This window comes from Stenotrophomonas sp. GL_101 (assembly GCF_057835675.1).
The window spans coordinates 2,222,299-2,242,409 of the sequence record NZ_CM174432.1 but is presented as its reverse complement, the minus strand read 5'-3'; the positions used below and the strand labels follow the sequence as shown (position 1 = coordinate 2,242,409).

The window sequence follows — 20,111 nt, the reverse complement described above, 5'->3', positions numbered from 1 at the left end:
CAGTTTCCACCTAGCTGACTCTTCAACAGCTCAGACTGCCAAGCATTCAGGGGGTTCCGGCGAATCATTGAGAGTAGGTCGTCACAGAGCATTCTCCAGATCCAGAAGCCTACACCGACCGGACAGCACTGCACCAACTCAGACATTGAATCAGCCTGCAACAATAGAAGCGACTCACGAAACATGAGCCAGGGCAAGTCTATGCATGCATGCTTCGAAGTGGCCACAAGATGGGCGATCGCCACTCTCCGAAACGCACTAGCAACTGCTCCAATAATGGGAGGAGAGCCATCGGAGGCGAGACCTTCGCTGCGCTCCGTCTCTCCTGATGTAGGCCACTGGAAACTCCCGCACTCGAGATCCCCGGCGGTCACGCTCTTCAATGAACCATCGCAAACTCCAACGCTCTTGAGACGAACGTCAAAACGTGGGTCGATCTTACGACGCATGCAGGCCGGAATAGGAAGCCGCTGCAGACTGATTGCGCAGACTTCAGCGAAATGTTGCGCCTGCCACGCTCCCGGCAATTCCACTGCGGATGCCTGTGCGGCGGCAAGTGAAAGCCAGCCAGACATCTCTTCAGCAATCCGGGGCAAGCACCGAAAGTCTTCACGCTCAGCTACAGCAGCACAGCCCGCGGAACCGACCAGTGAGTGTCCACACAGACATGTGAATGGCGCTTGAGAGACCCGGTACGAGATTTGAATCGGCTGGCCGCAGCGAGCACAAGCCGATGTAAGCGGAATCAGGTGCACCGGGCACTTTACGATGAGAGTGTGCTGATGGATCCACAGATGCACGCCAAGTGAGACACACTCCTGGCAGAACCTTAACACTGGCGATTGCCACAGATCGGCAACACCCACTCTCTGATCAGCCTCTGCCTTAACGAGGGAGTCTAGCAAAGTCCCCTGAGTCGTGGCAGGAAGGCAAGACAAGCCATAAAGACTTCTGATCCAAATATCAGGCATTCCGAACATCACCATGCGTGACCGGCGCCCATACGTGGGCCTCCCCTCGCCCACGTAGCTGGCGAGCAGGGAACTGGGAGTTACAGACTTCCACCATGCCGCTTTACTGAACAGCGAGTACGCACTTTCGTAAGGCAACTCACTATCGATCCGCCAAGGTGCGTAGGCGTCCACCTCCACACTCCTCTCTACGCAAGAATTCCATGGAGATCGCATTTCCATGCAGACTCGTCATGCGAGCTTGAACTACGGAGGCGACCACCCACCTTCAGTCCCTGCCTACACATCACGATAGGCGGCGATAAATGTGGCTTTAATGAGCCGTGGATCAACTTCCATGCCGGCCACATCCTTGTCCTTGAGTTCGTCACACAACGAGGCGAGAAACGATCCAATCACTGCCATTGGAATCCCCTTTTTCAACTGAAGCCCAGGCACATTGCCAACTGCGTCACACACGCTTCCTGACAGCTGCTCGAACCTAAATCCTGCGCTATAGGCCTTTGGAAACAGGAACTCAGTAAAGAGGAGCTCCTGCCCCTCAACAGCCCACCTGCAATTGTCGATCGACTTCATGATCACCTCGATGTCCTCCGCAGTTCTCACGCCCCGATACCGGTAAAGTCGACTCATGAACCTAACTGACAGGTCTGATCTCCCATTAATCTCAAGCTCCTTCTTGGTTGCTTCCAGCTCCATCTGCCCAAACAGGACCGTCGTCACATCAACATCAGACCGCGCAAGATGGTTTATGACCCGTTTGAGCCAGCGGAAATGTTGATTCTTCATTTCCTGAGCCTCGTCTATGAGCATAAAGATGTGCCTCTTAGCCCCAGAGAGCGCGAGGAGAGCGCGATGAATCTGGTCTCGCTTTCCAGCAACAGACTTGGCCATTCCCCCTCCGCAGCCTGCAGCAAGCATCATCGTCTCAATCATGCGCCCTTCGGACGGCGCGAGATCATCGTCTCCGAACTCCAGATGCAGAATCCCTGCGTTAGGGAATTTTGTGGCCAGTTCCGCTTCAAGTGCCTTGATGCAGAATGACTTGCCAAATTCAGGATGTGCGAAGAAGGCAATCGATGCGCGAGACCTGGTTGCAGCACGCATCACGCGAGCGATAGCATCCCTCATCGTCCGGGTCTGAATGACCGCGTTCGCCTTGACTAACGGATGCAGTGCCCAGTATCGAGCCCTCAACTTCTCTACTTCCTCAATCCTCATCGCTCTCCATCCCCAAGACAGATGTGAACTTGTAGTCCAGGTACTCATCCGATGGCATCAGATCAGCGTCCTCATCGGACCCAGACAGCTGAGCCTCCCCGGGATGCAACGCGTTGGTGCCACCCACAGGCATTGCACCTCTTGACGAGCCACCCTCTTCGGGCTTAAGCCCTGCCACCTCTGATGTCGCGGCAAAGGTTGACAACAGGCGCTTGTTCGGACGCTGTGTCTTCTTGTCCGACTCAGAGGCATTCATGACGGCCTCGTTGAACTTGGCAACTGCAGACTCGCCGTAGCCAACGCGGAGCTGCCCTGTAGCAATGAGTGAGTTGATGTGCGAACGCACATCAACCGAATGCTCGTGCCGGGACCACCCACCCATTACGGTGCAGGTGTCGATGAAACTCCCGGATCTAGCGAAAACGTCGATATTCCTTATGTCTTTTCGGCGGACGTGCAAGTGAACACGTTTACCAATAAGTTCGAAATCTCTAGATAGCGCGGGACCAGTGTAGGCCTCCTTCATGAATGTGATGTACGGACGCCTCCCTTTGTTCTTGCTACCGCACACTGAGACCTTGTAGACGGACATGTCCAGCCCAGCCACATGTGCCGGAAGCGGCGGCAGAACGGGAAACAAGAAGCCCATCCCATCTTGGTCATCGTTACCCTCTTCCAGCCTCCCCATCGGCGAGTCACCATAGTTGGCCTTGCCCTGATGGGTGTTGTATTCGCCGACAACATCGTCAATGAGTTGCAATAATGCCTCCAGTGGAATTCGAGCCTGCGCGGCAACCTTCTCTGGAGACTGGCGCTGCGGATCTATCGGACTGACCCCAGTGGTGAGCGGAATCCTTCGGAACCCTCGCCGCTCTAGCAGCCCGAAGACGTTCTCGACCAGCGCCCTGCGCTCGAAACGGGCTTTCGGGCCAAAGTTCACGTCACACCCAATTATGTCCCTGGCCCTTTCCACTACATCGTTAGCTAGATGGGCAAGCGCGTTATCTAGTAGAAGTGCGTCAAACCCACACCACCGGAATGTCTCTGATAGTTCACGCGGGAGCTTGGCGACAGATGAGTAGGCGAGGCCTTCGACAGCGCAAGAAGGCGCATCGGCCCCCAACGCCACATTCAAAGCATCCAACACGTCCCCTGAATTGGCCTCACGCCGCAGAACAACCGCGTAGCCCAGCACGACCTTGTAGAACCTCTCAACGACCATCACAATCGTGATCCGCTCCATGGGCAGCCAGCGAAGCCCCTCTGGGGAGGGAACGCCTATTGCCCCAATGAATCCGCACTTGTGCTCGTCAAGCTCAACAATGTCAAACGGCCTGGTGCAGACAAGTCGGCTCCTGCATCCAGTTGACGTATTGGCCCGAGCCCTTGCCTTTGACCCGTACTGCGTTGACACGATCTGATCGTAGTTATCGCTTACGAACTTGTTGCAGTACCGTCGAATCGACTCTCTACCCTGGTACTTCGTAGTGAACGGCCACTTTGATTCAGGTATGCCGGCTGCCTTGCAAAGCGCGAGGAACTTGCCGTGAACGCTGGCAGCAGAGATCCCCGCCTCATACCCCACCTTCCTCATTGCGCAGCCCATGAGGAAGTCATCAATCCCGTCTCGGATAGCCGGATAGCTATTCAATGTGCTAGCCAGTGCTCCTGTTAGCCCGCCCTGCGCCATCCGTCCCGTTCTGACCAAAGGTGCGCGTCGCTGCGGAGGCTGCAGCCGACGGTAAGGCAGCACACCTGGCCAACCAACTACTCGTCCGAAAGAGTCCAGTGCGGTACACCGACGAAATGCCCTCAGGACGGTTGACCTGTAGATGCCGCGCGCTTCCAGGGACCGATCATGCGGCTCACCATCGATGTAATCTTTGATTGCTTTTGTCAGAAGATGGACCCTCACACTCGCCAGATCATCTAAGCCGTCCAGAGAGATGCTCGTCCAGCTCTCATATGCAAGGCGCCCTACTGGCGTGTTCGCCCTGGTCCAGCGAAATTCTCCGCTCATGGGCTCTCAGCCATACGAAGCTTGGTCGCCATCGACCAGGGGGCTACATCCAAGTCGGAGCATACTTCTCGATTGCGCAGAAGCGCAGCGACAGTACCTCGAAGAACTGCAGGATTGAGATCCGCCAATCGGTAAGCGAGCTCTCGCATAGAGATGCCTCTGACGGCCCCCAACTCAAGCAGGATCCTGCGTTCAACAACTGGACTTACGCCAACGAGCAGCCTCCGAATGCAGGCGACAACCCGCGACCAGTTTTCCACGCGCTGCGCGTTTGCGTTAAGTGTGTGGTCGCTGACGTACAGCAGCTCAGCGTTTGTCCCAGTATCTGCGGCAGCGGGCGAGGTGCCCCGGGGATCGAGATAGACCTCGCACCGCCCCCCTTCATTGGTAGAGGCGCTTGCAAAGTGCCGAGCCTCGCCAAGCGCAGAGCCCAGCGGGCTCGCGCGGGAGCCAGACCACCATGACTCGGCGTAGTCGATGCGCACAAACGAGTGCTCGCCTTCGATCAGATAGAAGGCCTGCCTTTGGAAGTCACTACTGAGAACCAAGTCCCGGCTGGCAAACGGGGGCCGAACTAGCCAGATGTTCCCGCCCGTCTCTCCCCGCGCCTCGATAGAAGACGAGACACGGTCGCGCTGCGCTTGACGCGGCGATTTCTGTTGAACCCCAGCCATTCTTCCTCCTGTCCGTATTCAGGAGGACTTCCCCGCGCGGCGCTAGGCACATGGACGAAGTACGCCATTGACACCCCGTAGCGGGGCATCTAGCCTTGGCATCGCAACACACGGGATCGTCCCCGTTCCAACAGCCAGTCCTTGCCGGGACTGGCTGTTTTTCGTTGCAGATGAAACAAATTTTTGAAGCACTTGCTTGGAGCGTAATCGGCGAGCCAGAATCTGTCTCGATCGGATATTTTTTTTATCCGTCAGGGGCCGATACCTATGGGCAGGAGACTGCTGGGAGCCGGTGAGCGCATCGGGCCGCGTATCTGGGCCCGATATATGAAGGCGCGCTTTGGCTGCAATGCGCTTGCACAGCTGAATGCGCAGCTAGCATTGCCGATTGTCCCGTTCGAGACCTTTGTTTTTGGGCACGAGCCAGCCCCTCTGCCGTTGCGCCTAGCCCCCAAGTTCTTTGAGAGCGCCTACGAGCTGGGCAGGTCGCCCGACGGGACGTACTGGCCTGAGATCTACTCGCCCGATGGCCTTGTGAAATTCAACCTATTTGAGCGCGTCTCATCGCGCGTCCCGGAATCATCCAAATGGCTTCTCAATGACCTTTCTCCCTATCTGGGAGATGTCTGCCCCCATATCGAGGCAAGTCAGAAGTTGGTAGAAGACGGGCTCAGCGAGATCGGAGCGTTCGCACTTTCTGTCCCGGCCGTTGCGACCCTCTTGCTTCTGGACGAGAGCGGCTTAGGTGCCGCGGCAGTGGCTACAGTCTCTTTACTTCTCACCCCATTGCCGCAGTGCCTTGCACTCACCCACGGGCTTCACCACATCGCCGTTTGGCATTCACTCCACCTGGGCCATACGCCCGTTGTCGACGACTTGAGCGCCGCTTGTGCTGACGCGGCGTGCACGTTCAGAAACGGCTTGATCTCACTCGGCCTGGACGAGGCTGCGGAGCTAGCCGAAGAGCTGATTGCCGAATTGAGAAGAAGCAACCATTTGATATCGAACGACGGCGCACGTTCGACGCGCAGCCCAGGGCTACCCCCGCCTCTTGAGATAGGGATTCGCTTGGTGTTGGTCGAGGACAGGCCTCGTGCTCGGCAGGCGGCCAAGCACCTTGATGCACTTGGTCAGGTCGTTCTTGAACGCGCCTATCCGTATCAAGTCCAGAACGCTTTCTACTCTTCGGGCCTAACAACAACCGAAGCAATCGAGGAAGTTCTTATGGGCTGCGCCGACCTGACGGGGCAAATGAGTTCCCTTTGGGACAAGGAGCTGAGCCGGCTCTCCTCGGCGGAAGCTGGAAGAATGCCTGCCACCACGGACCGGCATGACAGGGTGGATTCAGATCAAGCCACTGGACCAGTGTTCGCCTTGCCGCGATGAGCAGCTAGGCCACCGACCTGACCACCAAGCCCGCGGTCAGCAGGGTGCCCAGAAACCAAGCGAAGCCCCTTTTGCAAACGCATTCAGTAAAGTTGCAAGATTAGTTGGGGCGCAGCTGATGCATCAAATTTAGTTGGAGGAACGGGCTGTGGAAAGTGTTACCGCCGGACCCCCAACTGCCGCAACCCATTGATTTTAGTTGACGTAGAGAGAAGCACTTTGAGTTGGGCCGGCTGTTCTTGCCTCCCTGTGGTTCCAAGGACAAAGCGAGCATTGATGCATGTGTCAGTACCTGAGCGGCCCCTTCGCGGGCTGGAGCGTTCGCGGCAATTTCCTTGTCAGCCCCGATGGCGACCGCATGACCCCCGAGCGCCTTGTTGGGCTGGCGTGGCGTAACCACATGGAACTGAGGTTGGCCGGGTTCGCTTCCCGGCGCAAGGCTGAGGCCGGCACACGAAAAGCCGGTCAGCGCCAGATGGTCAAGGTCGTGGTTGTAGACTTGGGCGACTTCCGGGAGCGCCACTTCGGACAGTCTGCGGGCTGAGGCGTCTTCGTAGGGGTATCGCCCCTACACGCCGGCTAGAATGCCCCTGGACACGATCTAGGGGGATTCATGGACAAGGAACGACACGAGCCAACTTTCAGTACGCCCGACTTGCAGGACGTTCGTTTCCGTAGCGAACGAGCGCAGCCGGTACGCAAGACTGAGCAGACACCGAGCTGGGCCTACGTCGCCGGAGGTGTTGTCCTGGCGGTCGTTCTCGTGATGGGCCTCATTGAATGGAATGCCCGAAGGCAAGCAGCCGCCATGACAAGAGAGTTGACCAGGCCCATGACCCCGAAGGAAGAGGCCCAGTTGAAGGCCGAGATGGCGAAGCTGGACCGCGAACTGGCAGCAGCTGTTGAAGCTGTATCGCCTCGTGAAGTGACAATCCGCCTACCGGTAGAGAACTACTCGCCCTCGCCTTTACGTGCTGGAGAGCGGTGTATACAAGGACGGCGTTTTTCGCGAATTGAAGGCGGCTGGCGCGATCTTCCTCACGATCCTTGCTAAGGCACCAATCCTCAGTGTGATGCATCACGTCATCCCTCAGAACCACATGCCCAACATCAGAACCACAGAGGGCGAGATCATCGCCCTCGCCCCCTTCCGAGTTGGACCAACTATCTGACCACATGAGCTTTCCCGGGGAATGCGCTAGAGCTTCTTGATGGATTCCACGTAGATCACATCTTCCGAGCAGCCAAACCCTTCGACCTTTCGATCTTTGATGTCGAACCACATCATTTCATCGATTCGGGGCCTGAACTGAAGTGAGCCGGTGATTACGACCCGTTTCGTGTCCCAGCGCCGGCTGTTCTTCAGTATGCTGGCCGGAAGTGCCAGGTCATAGCACTTGCCGTCATCCAATGTGACGTAGCCCAAGCCATGGCCGCCGGAAAAGATCTCTACTACTCCCTTGACCTCCATCAGCGTTTCCCCGGCATCGCCGACGGGCTTTGCAGCGGTGCTCGAGCAGCCTGCGGCTACACCGGCGATCACTGCCGCGATCAGCAGCTTTTGGACGAACATGTAACCCCCTTCGCGGCTGCGGCTCCGCCTTTGCGATTCCAGCTGTCAATTTGCTTGATCATGTTCTCAAGGTTCTCGCCCCTCAGCCTGGGACCTTCAATCTGTCTGACGCGGTACCCTACTTCGGTGCGTTCGACGCCGAAGACGCCTGCCCGGGTGTACACGTAGCTGGTCTCGATGATCTCGCATGGCGCAGATGGTCTAACTCTCGAGGTGAGCGACCTCGTTATGTTACGCCGGCTTGGTCGAGTAGCGGTGGGAGGGGCCCTCCTCCTACCCCGATAAACATCCCTCGTCCCCCGCAGCGAGCCTGCCTCAGGGAGGGCGGGCGTTATGACTCCACCCTTCCAACGCAACGGACTGCGCAACTACGACCACGTTGCATCAGCGGGCACGTGTACCTGCCTGCCCTCCACCGACCGGATACCACGCGCCACCCAGCGCACGCAGTAGCGTTGATAAGGCAATCTGCTGTTCGGTCCGCACCGCAATGAGCTCCATCTGATTGCTGTAGTCGCTGCGCTGTGCATCCAGGTAGCGCAGGTGGTCGTCAATGCCACTGCGGTAGCGCAGTTCCGACAGTTGGCGCACCTGCGCGCTGGTCTGGGCCAGTGCAAGTTGAGCCTGTTCTTCGCGGCGAAGCGTGTCGATTGCCGCCAGTGCGTCGGACACCTCGCGAAAGGCGACCTGGATCGCAAGCTCATAGGCGGCAATCGAGATCTCCTTGCGCACATGCGCCACGTCGAGATTGGCACGATTGGCGCCACCGCTGAAGATCGGTAGGCTGATCTGGGGTGAGAACGACCACACACGCTGTCCGGAACCGAATAGATCGGATAGCTCGGCACTGGCGCTGCCGAATGAACCGGTCAGTGCTATCCGTGGGAAGAACGCGGCGCGCGCCGCACCGATGTTGGCGTTGCTTGCCTGTAGGCGGTGCTCGGCCGCGCGGATGTCGGGACGACGGTCCAGCACGTCGGACGGGAGCTCGGCGGCGATCCCCTGTACCAGTACCGGCGCGTCACTTGGTAGCGTTGGCAGCCGGGTGGCCGCGTCAGTGCTACCCACCAGCAGAGCCAGTGCATTGCCGGCCTGGCGGAACTGGCGATCGATACGCTCCAGATCCGCTTCAGCCTGCTGCACCAATCCAGTGGCATCGTGTACATCCAGTTCGCTGGCCAGCCCGTGGTCGCGTCGTTGGCGGGTCAGCTCAAGCGATTTTTGGCGCGCCCCCAACAACTGCGTGCCCAGCAGATAGCGATGCTGGGCACCGTCGCGCACCAGGTATGTCTGGACCACGTCCGCCACAAGGCTGATGCGGGCGCTGTTGGCGCCTTCCTCGGTGGCGAGATAGTCCTGAAAGGCTGCGTCCGACAAGTTGCGTGCAAGGCCAAACAGGTCCAGCTCGAAGGCAGCCATGCCGATGCCGGCCTGATAGGTAGTCTGGAGGTTTCCAGACGCTGTCTCGCGCTGGCGTGTCATGCCGGCATCGATTCCAATTGAAGGCAGACGCGCTGCACGCTGAATCCTGTGCTGGGCGCGAGCGGCCTCCACGTTCAATAGGGTCTGCCGCAGGTTGCGGTTGTTGTGCAGCGCCAGCTCGATCAGTTGGTCCAGTGCGGGGTCGGCGATGAGATCGCGCCAGCCCATCGGCGCAGCGTCAGCCGCTGCACTGCGCCCCCCTGCCCCATCGGTGCCGTCGGTCCATTGCGCAGGAATCGGCGGCACCGGTCGGGTATGGCCAGGCGCCAGCGAGCAGCCCGCCACAAGGGCGATGCACGCCACAATCATCGTCGCTGACGCTGGCAACAGGAAAGTGAAGCAACGAAATGCCACCGGAATCGTTCCCCAGCAATGGGTATGGATGGACGGGGCGGCGATCTCGCCGCCCCACGATCAGAACCCGCGCGAGAAGCCAACGAATACCGAGGCACTGCCGCTGGTGTCGCGCTCGACAAGTGGGCTGTCGGTGATCTTGTCCGGCAACATCTTGTACTGGGCGAAGCCCAGCAGCGTCCATTTTTCCCCCAGGGGCCTGAAGTAGCTGACGCCTACGTGGGGAATGGTGACCGCGCCCGGCTTGTAGTCCACCACGCCACGCGCCACTTCTTCCTTCAGGGTGCCGTAGTAGTAGTTGCCCATGTCCTTGGACTGCCAGGTCACGCCTACGTTAGGCGTGAGGCGGCCCTTGCCGACGCTGAAACCATAGCCGTACTGCAGCGAAAGCTCCTGACCGCCACTGGTGTCGGTGGCATCTGCGAGCAGCTCAGCCTCAAGTTCGCCGCCACGACCACTCCACTTCGCCTTGGCACCCAGGTCCAGCCCCATATCGCGGTTCTCAAGGAGGCGATAGTCCAGCCCATTGCGGGCCAGTTCGTTTCGCCCGAGGTCCTTTACCTTGAAGCCGTCCATCCGCGCTTTGACCACGGCCGACAGCTCGAAAGAATCATTTTCGATGAACTTCCAGCCGGCGCCCAGGCCTTCGAAGTAGAAGCGCTCACCGTGGTAGCTGACCAGCGGGATCGGCAGCACGCGAGTGCCCTCTCCGGCGTAAGGGCTGTCGGTCACCACCACGGCCAGCCCCAGGCCCCAGCGGGGTGGCCCCTGCTCGCTGGGGTCGCCCCCGGGACCCTCCTGGGCCACTACATTGAACGACAGGCTGCATGCCAACACGGGCCACAGGAACTTGATCATAAGACGTCAGACCTCACCAGGAAGTGGAACCCGCGTGGGCGGGAGAAGCCGCGTGCGTTGCGCGCGGCCGGTTCCAGGTCAGGATGAAGTGGCGATGTCGCTGAAATGTCGCGTACGACGATGCGGCAATGAATGCGGGCTGTACGCTTACGGGATATCCACGATGCTGGCCGACACGTCCAGGTCTGCGCGGGTGCCACGCGTCCCGGAATCGATGCTCAGCGTCCACTTGAAGCGGTCGCAGATGCGACCGATCAGGAACAGGCCAAGTCCCTGCCCTCGCGCGGGGCCAGCCAGACGCAGACTGTCGCGGTAGCGACGCGCTGCTTCCACCGGATTGAAGCCGCTGCCCGAATCGGCAACAGACAGGATTCCCTGCGCAAGCGTGATCTCGACGAAGCCCACCTCGGTGTTCTCGATCGCGTTGCGGATCAGGTTACTGGCTGCGATGCGGACCATGGCCTCCGGCGCGGCGATGAAGGTAGGCTCCAGCACGCCCAACCGCAGCCGGGCATCCTTGCCGCGTAGCAGGTACTCATGGTCCCGTACCAACCTTGGCAGGAACTCATGCAGGGCGGTCAGGTCGGTCACCTCTCCGCCTGGGGCTGCCTCCCGCGCCAGGTACAGCAGCGCCACCATGGTCTCGGAAAGATCTTCAACCGCGTACTCGATACGGCCCAGTGCTGGCCGCGAAGCGTCTGGCAGCGGCAGCTGCTTGAGCACATCCACCGCACCGGCGATGACCGCAATCGGGGTCCGGAACTCGTGGCTGGCTTGGTCCAGCAGGCTGCGTTCGCGCTGGATGAACTGCTCCACCCGTTCAATGTGGGTATTGCTCGCTTGGGCGATCACCTGGATTTCGTCGCGCTTGTAGTTGGTGGGCAGGCGCGCACCGGTATCGCTGGGATCTATGGATTGCATGCGCTCAGCCAGGTCGCGCACCGGTCGCACCAGATTGGCGTGCAGCCAGGCAATGAACCCACCGATCACGGCGGTAAAGCACACCACCCATAGCAGACTGGCGCGCGCATAGCTGTTCTGCTGCTGCTCCAGCGGCTCGATGTCGACCACGGTGAGCAGCCTGCCCGGCGGCAGGTCGACGATCAGCGCGTGATAGCTCTCACCGCCATCCAGGTTGATCGCATCTCCCAGAAGCGAGGCCTCCGAGCTGTACGATCCCGGCGGAAGATCGGCCAAGCGGCTGGGTATATCCGGGTGATTGGCGCCATCCAGCAGATACCAGGAGCGCACCAGCCCCTGGTGCGGCAGGTCGGCCGCATTGCCTTCACGGACGCGTTCGGCATGGTCCGCAGATATCGCGCGGGTGAGGTCGGCCCAGTACCGATCCTCCATCAGCAGCTGCCCACTGAAGCTCTGCACACCGATTGCAAACAGCATCAACAACCCAAGAAGGATCAGTGCGACGCTGGTCCACCAGTGAACGCCGCGGCTGCGTGGAGGTGCGGAGGTGGGGTCAGTCACGTTCGCACAGCCTGTAACCCGAACCGGCCACGGTATGCAGCAATGGCGACTCGGCATCGTGTTCGATCGCACGGCGCAAGACGTACATATGTGATCGCAGCAGGTCGGTTCCGGGCGATGTGTCGCCCCAGGCCACGCGTTCCAGACGGGCGCGGGTGACGACCTGGGGGCTTTCGCGCATCAGCAGTTCAAGCAGGCGACGGCCGGTCCGGGTAAGGGTGATCTTCCTTCCGGCACGTTGTGCCTGCAGGGTACCGAGGTCGAAATCCAGGTCGCCCACTCTGAGCACGTTCTCAGCGGCACCGGACTGGCGGCGGCGCGTGACCAGTGAACGCAGCCGGACTTCGATCTCCGGCAGCGCCACCGGCTTGACCAGGTAATCGTCCAGGCCCGCCTCGAAGCCATCGATTTTGTCGCTCACCTGGTCCCGGGCGGTAAGCATGATGACCGGCACCAGCTTCTTGGCTTCGCCGCGAAGCCGTCGCAGCACGGTCAAGCCGTCCAGTCGGGGCAGGTTCCAGTCCAATACGATCGCGTCGTAATCCCGGGACGAGGCCAAGTGGAGTCCGGACAGGCCATCGGGTGCGGCATCCAGGCTGTGCCCGCAGGCCTCCAGATAGTCGTACAGGTTTGCCGCCAGCTGTGCGTTGTCTTCGATGATCAGGATCGAAAGCGATTCCCTGGTCATGGCACCCTCACCTGGTCAAGTATTCCACAAGTGTCATGCGCACCTTGCCGGTGCCCGATGATTGTCATGGCCGGCTAGTCCCACACGATGCCGAGCATCCGCGTGAAGAACTCTAGCACGGCCAATATCATCCCGAAGAACAGCAGGACAAGAGCAGTATTGAGCAGTGTTTTGAGCACTGTGTACAGCGGCCGGTGTGCGCGTTTCAGTGCCAGGCCGCGCTCGCGGAGAGGTGTCAGCCGTGCGAACAGCCAGCTGATGGCACCCTGCCGGTCCTCGGGGGTGTTAGGTACGGCCATGGCCCTGGCCAGCCCGGAGTAGACCCGGTTGAACGCGCGCCCCGCCAGGTTCATGGGGCGCTCCACGTCGCACATCAGGATCACGCGAAGCGCATCGGTATCATTACGTGCATAGTGCGGATAGGTTTCATCGAATACGAAATCCTCGCCATTGCGCCACGGTAGGCAGAGACCATCCACGCAGATATAGCACTGCATGGAATCTGGCGTGTCCAGGCCAAGGTGGTAGCGCAGCGAGCATGCCAGCGGGTCGGCGTGCATGCTCAGTTCTGCCCCGGGCGGCAGCACCGAGAACATCGCAGCGCGTATCCCCGGGATGCCTTCCAGCAGTCGTACCGTGTCCGGGCACAGGCGCTCGGCCGAGCGGTGCGGATTGCCGTACCACATCAGGTAGAACTTGCGCCAACCCCGCTTGTAGAAGGTGCGGAAACCGAGGTCATGATGCCCGGCCGAGCCCGGTGCCGAGGCCGCCTCGAAGGCGCCCGCGGTATGCAGTCGAATGGCCTCGTCGCGGATCCGGCGCCAGTTGCGGCGGAGCCGGTGGATGCCGTCGATGTAGTGCGGTTCGAGTACCGGGTAGCGCGCCTCGCGCGCCGTTGCCAGATACAGCAGGCAGTTCAGGGGCGCGAACAGCGGCCAGCTTTTGCGCAGGTACTGGGAAAAACTAGCGTAGCGCTGCCGCCCGCGAAAGCGGTATACGTAGATGATGCTGCCGGCGACGTACGCCAGGAGCGCGGCCATCGTCATCGTGATCAGGTTCATGCGGACGCCTTGAACGAAAGGATGTGGAGGAAGCTCATGCGCGACGGGCCACGGACCGTTCGGAATTCCGTTCCGGACGTGAAACCCAGCGCCTGCGCAGGCCTTCGACGAGGTCATCCATCACGCTGTAGGCCACCGGGATGACCAGCAGGCACAGCACCGTTGAGGTGAGAAGCCCCCCGATCACCACGATGGCCATCGGTGCGCGAAAACTCGGATCGGCACCCATGCCCAGTGCAACCGGCAGCATGCCGGCGCCCATGGCGATCGTGGTCATCACGATCGGGCGCGCACGCTTGCGGCACGCATCGATAATCGCGCGGTGACGGTTCATGCCCAGAACGCGCCGCGCGATGATGATGTAGTCCACCAGCAGGATGGCGTTCTTGGTTGTAATGCCCATCAGCATGATCAGGCCGATCATCGAGGGCATCGACAGGCTTTGGCCGGCAAGCAGCAGCGCCACGAACGCACCGGGGATGGACAGGCATAGTGCGATCAGTACGGTCAGTGGCTGGGCGAAATCCTTAAGCAGCAGCACCAGCACCATGTACACACACAGCACGCCAGCGGACATGGCCAGGGCAAAACCCACCACCAGTTCACCCATTGCCTCGGCATCGCCGGCGGTCGTCCGGGTAATGCCGCGCGGGAGCTGGGCAATGCTCGGCAGTGCCAGCACTGCTTGCTCCACATCCCCTAACGGAAGGCCGTTCAACTCCACCTTGAGATTGACGTTGCGCTGCCGGTCGTAGCGGGTCAGCTCGGCTGGACCCGACAGCAACGCCACGTCTGCGACGCTTTCCAGCGGCACCGGGCCGCGTACCCCTGGAACGGGCAGGCGACGCAGGGTGTCCAGATCTTCGCGGCCGCGGTTGGCCAACCGCACTACCACGGGAATCTGCCGTTCGCTCAGATTCAACTTGGCGAGGTCCTGGCGGTAGTCGCCCAGCGTCGCAACGCGCAAGGTGTCGGCGATGGCGCTGGAGGTGACCCCCAAGTCAGCGGCGCGGGCGAAGTCAGGCCGCACCACCAACTCCGGACGCACCAGGGCTGCGGAGGAAATCACCGCCCCTACCCCCGGAATGCCGCGCAGCTCCCTCTCGGCAATCCGTGCGTGACGGGTCAGTCGATCCCCATCCTCGGCGCTCAGTACCAGTTCGTAGGCCTCACTGCCGCTGCCCACGCTGACCCGCGCACCAGGTAGCCGCTGCAGCTCCACGCGCAACTGACTCTCGATGGTGGACCTGGTAAATCCGTTGCGCTGGCCACGTTCGACCAAGGTCGCCGTCAGCACTGCCATGCCGACACTCGCTGTTGGTGCCGACTCACCGGGTTCGCCTGAACCGGAGCCGCCCCCACCAACGGCCGTATGGACCGAGGCCACGTAGGGACTATGGGCGATGAGCGCGCGGGCGTCCTCGGCCAACGCAAGGGTGTCGCCAATGACGCTGCCGGGTGGCAGCGTCAGGCTCACCTGGACCTGGTTGCCGTCATCGGCAGGCATGAACTCGCCTGGAAGTTGCGCGGCGACCAGCAGACCCAGCCCGATCACCAGCGCCGCACCCGCGAGGGTAAGCCAACGTCGGCGCATGCACGCCCGTACCGCCCCTACATACCGCAGTACCCAGCGCGGCTGCCGGCGCCGCCGGGTTGGCGCCTTCAGCAGGTAGGCGGCCATGGTCGGCGTCAGCATGCGTGCGACCAGCAATGAGAACAGCACCGCCACCGCCGCCGTCCAACCGAACTGGACGAAGTACTGCCCTACTACGCCCCCCATCAGCGACGTTGGCAGGAACACCGCCACCAGTGTGAGGGTTGTGGCGACCACCGCCAGGCCGATTTCGCTGGCCGCCTCGTCGGCGGCGCGGAAGGGCGTCTTCCCCATCAACAGGTGGCGTTCGATATTCTCGATCTCGACGATGGCATCGTCGACCAGTACGCCGATGATCAATGAAAGGGACAGCAGCGACACTGTATTGAGGGAAAATCCCATCAAGTGCATCGCCGCGAAAGTGGGAATGGCCGACAGCGGCAATGCCACCGCGGCAATCAAGGTCGCGCGCCAGTCGCGCAGGAAGCAGAACACGACGATGACCGCCAGCACGGCACCTTCGAGCAGCAGCAGCATCGAGCCGATGTAGTTCTCGGCAATCGGAGCGACATGGTCAACCGCCTTTTCGAACCGAATCTGCGGAAAGTCCTGCTGCAACTGCGCGATCACCTCACTGGCCGCCGCGGCCACCTCCAGCTCACCCGCCCCGCGGGCACGCAGTACGTCGAATGACACCACCGGCCACCCATCCATTTGAGCGGCCGTTCGCAGCTCGGCAGTGGTATCGGAAACCTCGGCGACCTCGGCCAGCCGGATCCGACGACCGTCCGTGAGAGTGATGGCCATAGCGGCGATGTGTGCCGCCGAGTCTACGGTGGCAATGGTGCGCACCGATTGCTCGGCGCCTCCAATGCCCACCCGGCCACCGGAAGCTTCCAACTGCAGTTGGCGCAGCTGCAGGGAAATCTCGGCAGCAGTAGCGTTCAACCCCAGCAGTCGATCCGGATCCAGTGTCACCTGCACCTCCCGATCCACACCGCCCACCCTCGACACCGCGCCCACGCCTGCCTTGCCAAGCAGGCGCTTGCTGACCTGGTTGTCCACGAACCACGACAACGCTTCCATATCCAGGGAGGTCGAACTCAGCGCATAGGTCACCACCGGTTGACTTGCCAGTTCCACCTTTTTGATGACCGGATCCTGCATGTCGGCAGGCAGCTCGGCGCGGATGCTGGTCACGCCATCGCGCACGTCATCCATCGCCTGCTGGACCGGCTTGCCGATGTGGAACTCGGCGCTGATGGTCGCCACGCTGTCGGTGAGAGTGGTCTTGATGTGCTTGATGCCCTGGATGTTGGCCAGGGAGTCTTCAATTCTTCGCGCAACATCATTCTCCAGCTGCGCAGGCGAGGCCCCCGGTAACGTCGCCGTCACGGTGATGATGGGGAAATCGATATCCGGAAAATTCTGTACCTTCATGGCCCAGAAGCCGGCAGTACCTGCCAGCGCCAGCAGGACGAACAACAGCGTGACCGCGACCGGGTTGCGGATCGACCAGCCGGAAAGATTGAGGTTCACTGGCCACCCCTTGCCGTAACGCTCAGCATCGCGGACGGGCCGGCGGGCCCAGCGTCAGCGACGGTCAGCACCCGCACGAGATCGCCGTCATTGAGAAAGCCCAGGCCGGAGGCGATCACTGGATCGGAGGCGCCCAGTCCGGAGACCACTTCGATCCGCTCACCGCTACGGCGGCCCACCCCGATCTTCCGGGTACTCACCATGCCGTCCTGCCCGACCTGCATGACGTAGTGGAAGCCGTCGCGCAGCAGAACCGCGCGGTGTGGCAGGGTCAATACGGTGTCGCTGCCTACCGCGATGTAGCCCTGCGCGAAGGCGCCTGCACGCAAGGGGGCGGCAGCGGGGAGATCCACGTAGGCCAGCCCGCTGCGTGTGGCGGGGTCGATCATCGGTGCGAGCATCCTCAGGCGCCCCTCGACATTGCCGGCGCCGGGCATGGTGATCTGCACCTTCTGTCCAGGCTGCAAGTGCTGCAGGTCGGTGGATGACACGACCGCGCGCCATTCCAGGCGGCCGTCCCTGATCAGTCGAAACAGCGCTTCGCCGGCGGGCACCACGGCGCCGACGGTGGCGGTGCGTGCGCTGATGATCCCGTCACCGGGCGCCAGCACCTGGGTCTGCACCAATCGCAGACGGGCCTTTCTCTCGGCTGCCTGGGCAGATTCAAGACGCGCGCGGGTCGTGAGTGCGACGGCGTGGTACTGGCTCACCTGCTGCCGGGATATCGCCCCGGATGCATCCAGCATCTGGGCTCGTTGTTGGTTGGCGGCTGCCTCCACTGCCTCCGCATCCGCCAGCGCGACAGCGGCAACCGCTTCGGCCAGCTCGGCCTGGATCAGGTCCGGGCTGAAGCGTGCCAGCACCTGCCCCTGTCGCACTGCGTCACCGACGTTGACCCGGACCTCTGTCAGTCGCAAGCCATTGGCCTCTGCACCCACGCTGGCTTCCTGCCAGGCAGCCACACTCCCGGTGGCCGACACCCTTACCGGCAGCGACATCTGCAGGGGCCGCACCACGCCAACGGAAATCACCGGCGCAGGCGCCGGGTCCTGCACTGCACTGTTGTTGTGGCGCTGCACCCATACCGTTGCGACAAGTGCCACTGCCAAGCTGATCCCTCCCGCGAGGGCGATCCGACCACGTTTCATTGCTGGGGTGTTCCTCGGGCCTGCTCGTACGGCGGCTATCCTGCCGCTGGGATGCGCTCTGCCTGGGTGGCGAAGCGCTGCGGAGGAGAATGGCCCTTGGATGTCGTCGCAATGTCGCGCACGGCAGCTGCTGTCGCGGCAGGCTCAGGCGAGCAGGCCTGGCCTCAGCCAGCCGCCGCCAGGCAGGTCGGTGCAGCCACGCGATGCTCCGGCGTGCCATCCAGCGTGGCCAGCACCGGATCCTGTTCGGCGCTGCGCCACTCCACCTGCGGCCACCACGGCACCGTGGGCGGCGCAGTGGCCGGCTCGATGCTCTCGCCGGGACGCGGCAGTCGCACCTGCACCTGCTGGCAGCGCGCTGCCGCCAGCACCCGTTCGGCCGGCTCGGTCCACGGGTGCTCGCCCAGGCTGATCAGTGCCCAGTGCACCGGCAGCATGATCCTGCCGCGTACCAACCGATGCGCCTCCACCGCCAACTCCGGGCCAAGATGGGTATCGGGCCAGAGCGCGTCATATTGACCGGCCTCGATCAGGGTCAGGTCGAAAGGACCATAGCGTTCACCGATACGTTCGAGGTCCTGGTGGAAGCCGGTGTCACCCGAGTACCAGACCCGGTGCTGCGGCCCGATCAACGCATAGCCAGCCCACAAGGTGCGGTTGGACTTGGTGGCCAACCGGCCCGAACCATGCCGGGCCGGGGTAGCGGCGATTTCCAGGCTGCCCACGCGCTGCGACTGCCACCAGTCCAGCTCGACGATGCGATGTTCATCGATGCCCCACTTGGCCAGGTGCGCCCCTACCCCGAGCGGCACCACGAAGACGTTGTCCCAGCCGGCCATCGCCGCGATGGTGCGGTAATCAAGGTGGTCCACATGGTCATGGGAGATGATCACCGCATCGATCCGCGGCAGCGCATCCAGCGCGATCGGTGCGGCGAACCAGCGCTTCGGACCCGCCCAGCCGACCGGCGAGGCGCGTTCGCTCCAGAACGGGTCAACCAGCACCCGGCTGCCGTCGATCTCCAGCAACGCCGAGGAATGCCCGAACCAGGTCACCCGCAGGCCGGATGCTGGCGGCGTGGCCAACTGCGCAGGATCGGTACGTACGACCGGAACCGGAGCATCCGGGCTCACGTGCATCGCCGAACGGCCAAACAACAGCCGTCGCCATGCCCCGCCTGCATCGGCCCAGAGCGGCTGCGGATTCTGGAAGCTGCCGTGGCTCCACTGGCCCGACTGCTGCGCGCGCACCAGCCGGCTGCCTTCCGGCGCGGCGCCCAGTGCCGTCCAGCCGCTGATCAGGAACACCGCCACCACCCCGCCCAGCAGCGAAAACACGCTGATCCCGGCCCATTTGAACAACGCCCACCCGCGGCGCCGGCCACCTCCCTGCGCCGGCGGGCCGCCGCCGAGCGCGCGCCAATGGCGGATGGTGGCGTTGAGCAGCAGCGGCTCGTCGGCGCCATTGCCGGCAACGTCGAGCAGACAGGCCGCAAGCTGGTCGCAATCCACTGCGAGTGCGTCGCTGGACCACGCCATGACGGTGCCGATCGGCGTGAACAGACGCGCAAGATCGCGCTGCGGCCCGCTGCGCCGGGTCGGCCGGATGTAGCCGGGGCGGAAGATCCAGGTGGCACCGGGGCCAAGCTGCTGCAGCGTACGTTCGGTGCGTCCCTTGATCCGGCTGAACAGCGAGGCGCGTTGTTCGCTCGGGTCGGCACTGCGGCCGCTCACGAAACAGAAGCGGAGTTTTGGATTGGCCGCCCACATCGCCTTGGCCGCCGCCACGGTGTAGTCATGGGTGATCCGGATGTACTCGTCCTGATCGACGCTGCCCTGCGACACACCCAGGCACCAGATGCAGGCATCGTGGTTGTAGAGATCGATCCCGCTGTAATCCAGGAAGTCCTCGACCACCACCTGCTTCAATTTGGCGTGGTCGATTGCCAACCGCCGACGGGTAAGTACGGTCACGGCATTGACCGACGGATCGGCCAGGGCCTGGCGCAGCACTTCACCGCCGGCAAAGCCGGTGGCGCCGGAAAGCAGGAGCCTCATGCG

The 20,111-nt window shown here is 62.0% G+C and carries 14 protein-coding genes; 3 read left to right on the top strand and 11 right to left on the bottom strand.

The genetic code is table 11. The features are described 5' to 3' along the window. Window positions 1–1,250 precede the first annotated feature (1,250 nt). Entirely contained in the window at window positions 1,251–2,192 is a 942-nt protein-coding gene (locus AC3IR9_RS10030) for an AAA family ATPase (RefSeq protein ID WP_489295579.1), read from the bottom strand. Beyond that, window positions 2,182–3,843, bottom strand: coding sequence for a hypothetical protein (locus AC3IR9_RS10025; RefSeq protein ID WP_489295578.1), 1,662 nt, complete (start codon window positions 3,841–3,843; stop codon window positions 2,182–2,184). Before AC3IR9_RS10025 ends, AC3IR9_RS10030 begins: the two co-directional genes overlap by 11 nt. Window positions 3,844–5,213: 1,370 nt before the next feature. On the opposite strand from AC3IR9_RS10025, the gene AC3IR9_RS10020 reads away from it, so the two are divergent. The 3 genes from AC3IR9_RS10020 (at window position 5,214) to AC3IR9_RS10010 (ending at window position 7,326) form a co-directional block, all read left to right on the top strand. Beyond that, window positions 5,214–6,272: a hypothetical protein gene (locus AC3IR9_RS10020; protein ID WP_489295577.1), complete on the top strand. Its 1,059-nt coding sequence runs from the start codon at window positions 5,214–5,216 to the stop codon at window positions 6,270–6,272. 280 nt (window positions 6,273–6,552) lie between these two features. Next, complete coding sequence (locus tag AC3IR9_RS10015; RefSeq protein WP_489295576.1) at window positions 6,553–6,816, top strand: DUF3653 domain-containing protein; 264 nt, start codon at window positions 6,553–6,555, stop codon at window positions 6,814–6,816. A gap of 69 nt (window positions 6,817–6,885) precedes the next feature. Beyond that, the gene (locus tag AC3IR9_RS10010; protein ID WP_489295575.1) at window positions 6,886–7,326 is read left to right on the top strand and encodes a hypothetical protein; all 441 of its coding nucleotides are present in this window, start codon (window positions 6,886–6,888) and stop codon (window positions 7,324–7,326) included. Window positions 7,327–7,470: 144 nt separating this feature from the next. Here AC3IR9_RS10010 and AC3IR9_RS10005 read toward each other — a convergent pair whose 3' ends face one another. The 9 genes from AC3IR9_RS10005 to AC3IR9_RS09965 form a co-directional block, all read right to left on the bottom strand. Beyond that, window positions 7,471–7,845 carry a hypothetical protein gene (locus AC3IR9_RS10005; RefSeq protein WP_489295574.1) on the bottom strand — a complete coding sequence of 125 codons (375 nt, stop codon included), beginning with the start codon at window positions 7,843–7,845 and terminating at the stop codon, window positions 7,471–7,473. A gap of 384 nt (window positions 7,846–8,229) precedes the next feature. Next, window positions 8,230–9,681 carry an efflux transporter outer membrane subunit gene (locus tag AC3IR9_RS10000; RefSeq protein ID WP_489295573.1) on the bottom strand — a complete coding sequence of 484 codons (1,452 nt, stop codon included), beginning with the start codon at window positions 9,679–9,681 and terminating at the stop codon, window positions 8,230–8,232. A gap of 60 nt (window positions 9,682–9,741) precedes the next feature. Then, the gene (locus tag AC3IR9_RS09995) at window positions 9,742–10,539 is read right to left on the bottom strand and encodes a MipA/OmpV family protein (protein ID WP_489295572.1); all 798 of its coding nucleotides are present in this window, start codon (window positions 10,537–10,539) and stop codon (window positions 9,742–9,744) included. Between the two features lie 147 nt (window positions 10,540–10,686). Beyond that, the gene (locus AC3IR9_RS09990) at window positions 10,687–11,937 is read right to left on the bottom strand and encodes a sensor histidine kinase (protein WP_489295571.1); all 1,251 of its coding nucleotides are present in this window, start codon (window positions 11,935–11,937) and stop codon (window positions 10,687–10,689) included. A gap of 76 nt (window positions 11,938–12,013) precedes the next feature. After that, window positions 12,014–12,709 (bottom strand): response regulator transcription factor, encoded by a 696-nt coding sequence (locus AC3IR9_RS09985; RefSeq protein WP_489295570.1) that lies wholly within the window; start codon window positions 12,707–12,709, stop codon window positions 12,014–12,016. A 74-nt stretch (window positions 12,710–12,783) separates the two neighbouring features. Beyond that, window positions 12,784–13,770, bottom strand: coding sequence for an aspartyl/asparaginyl beta-hydroxylase domain-containing protein (locus AC3IR9_RS09980; RefSeq protein ID WP_489295569.1), 987 nt, complete (start codon window positions 13,768–13,770; stop codon window positions 12,784–12,786). A 34-nt stretch (window positions 13,771–13,804) separates the two neighbouring features. Beyond that, complete coding sequence (locus AC3IR9_RS09975; protein WP_489295568.1) at window positions 13,805–16,903, bottom strand: efflux RND transporter permease subunit; 3,099 nt, start codon at window positions 16,901–16,903, stop codon at window positions 13,805–13,807. After that, window positions 16,900–18,006 (bottom strand): efflux RND transporter periplasmic adaptor subunit, encoded by a 1,107-nt coding sequence (locus AC3IR9_RS09970; RefSeq protein WP_489295783.1) that lies wholly within the window; start codon window positions 18,004–18,006, stop codon window positions 16,900–16,902. Before AC3IR9_RS09970 ends, AC3IR9_RS09975 begins: the two co-directional genes overlap by 4 nt. A gap of 209 nt (window positions 18,007–18,215) precedes the next feature. Beyond that, complete coding sequence (locus AC3IR9_RS09965; RefSeq protein WP_489295567.1) at window positions 18,216–20,108, bottom strand: MBL fold metallo-hydrolase; 1,893 nt, start codon at window positions 20,106–20,108, stop codon at window positions 18,216–18,218. Between the last annotated feature and the right edge of the window lie 3 nt (window positions 20,109–20,111).

What these genes read in the sequence shown, in the direction of transcription:
- AC3IR9_RS10030 (WP_489295579.1), bottom strand. Translation starts at nt 2,192, where the DNA reads ATGAGGATTGAGGAAGTAGAGAAGTTGAGGGCTCGATACTGGGCACTG.
- AC3IR9_RS10020 (WP_489295577.1), top strand. Translation starts at nt 5,214, where the DNA reads ATGAAGGCGCGCTTTGGCTGCAATGCGCTTGCACAGCTGAATGCGCAG.
- AC3IR9_RS10015 (WP_489295576.1), top strand. Translation starts at nt 6,553, where the DNA reads ATGTGTCAGTACCTGAGCGGCCCCTTCGCGGGCTGGAGCGTTCGCGGC.
- AC3IR9_RS10010 (WP_489295575.1), top strand. Translation starts at nt 6,886, where the DNA reads ATGGACAAGGAACGACACGAGCCAACTTTCAGTACGCCCGACTTGCAG.
- AC3IR9_RS10005 (WP_489295574.1), bottom strand. Translation starts at nt 7,845, where the DNA reads ATGTTCGTCCAAAAGCTGCTGATCGCGGCAGTGATCGCCGGTGTAGCC.
- AC3IR9_RS09995 (WP_489295572.1), bottom strand. Translation starts at nt 10,539, where the DNA reads ATGATCAAGTTCCTGTGGCCCGTGTTGGCATGCAGCCTGTCGTTCAAT.
- AC3IR9_RS09990 (WP_489295571.1), bottom strand. Translation starts at nt 11,937, where the DNA reads ATGCTGTTTGCAATCGGTGTGCAGAGCTTCAGTGGGCAGCTGCTGATG.
- AC3IR9_RS09985 (WP_489295570.1), bottom strand. Translation starts at nt 12,709, where the DNA reads ATGACCAGGGAATCGCTTTCGATCCTGATCATCGAAGACAACGCACAG.
- AC3IR9_RS09980 (WP_489295569.1), bottom strand. Translation starts at nt 13,770, where the DNA reads ATGAACCTGATCACGATGACGATGGCCGCGCTCCTGGCGTACGTCGCC.
- AC3IR9_RS09965 (WP_489295567.1), bottom strand. Translation starts at nt 20,108, where the DNA reads ATGAGGCTCCTGCTTTCCGGCGCCACCGGCTTTGCCGGCGGTGAAGTG.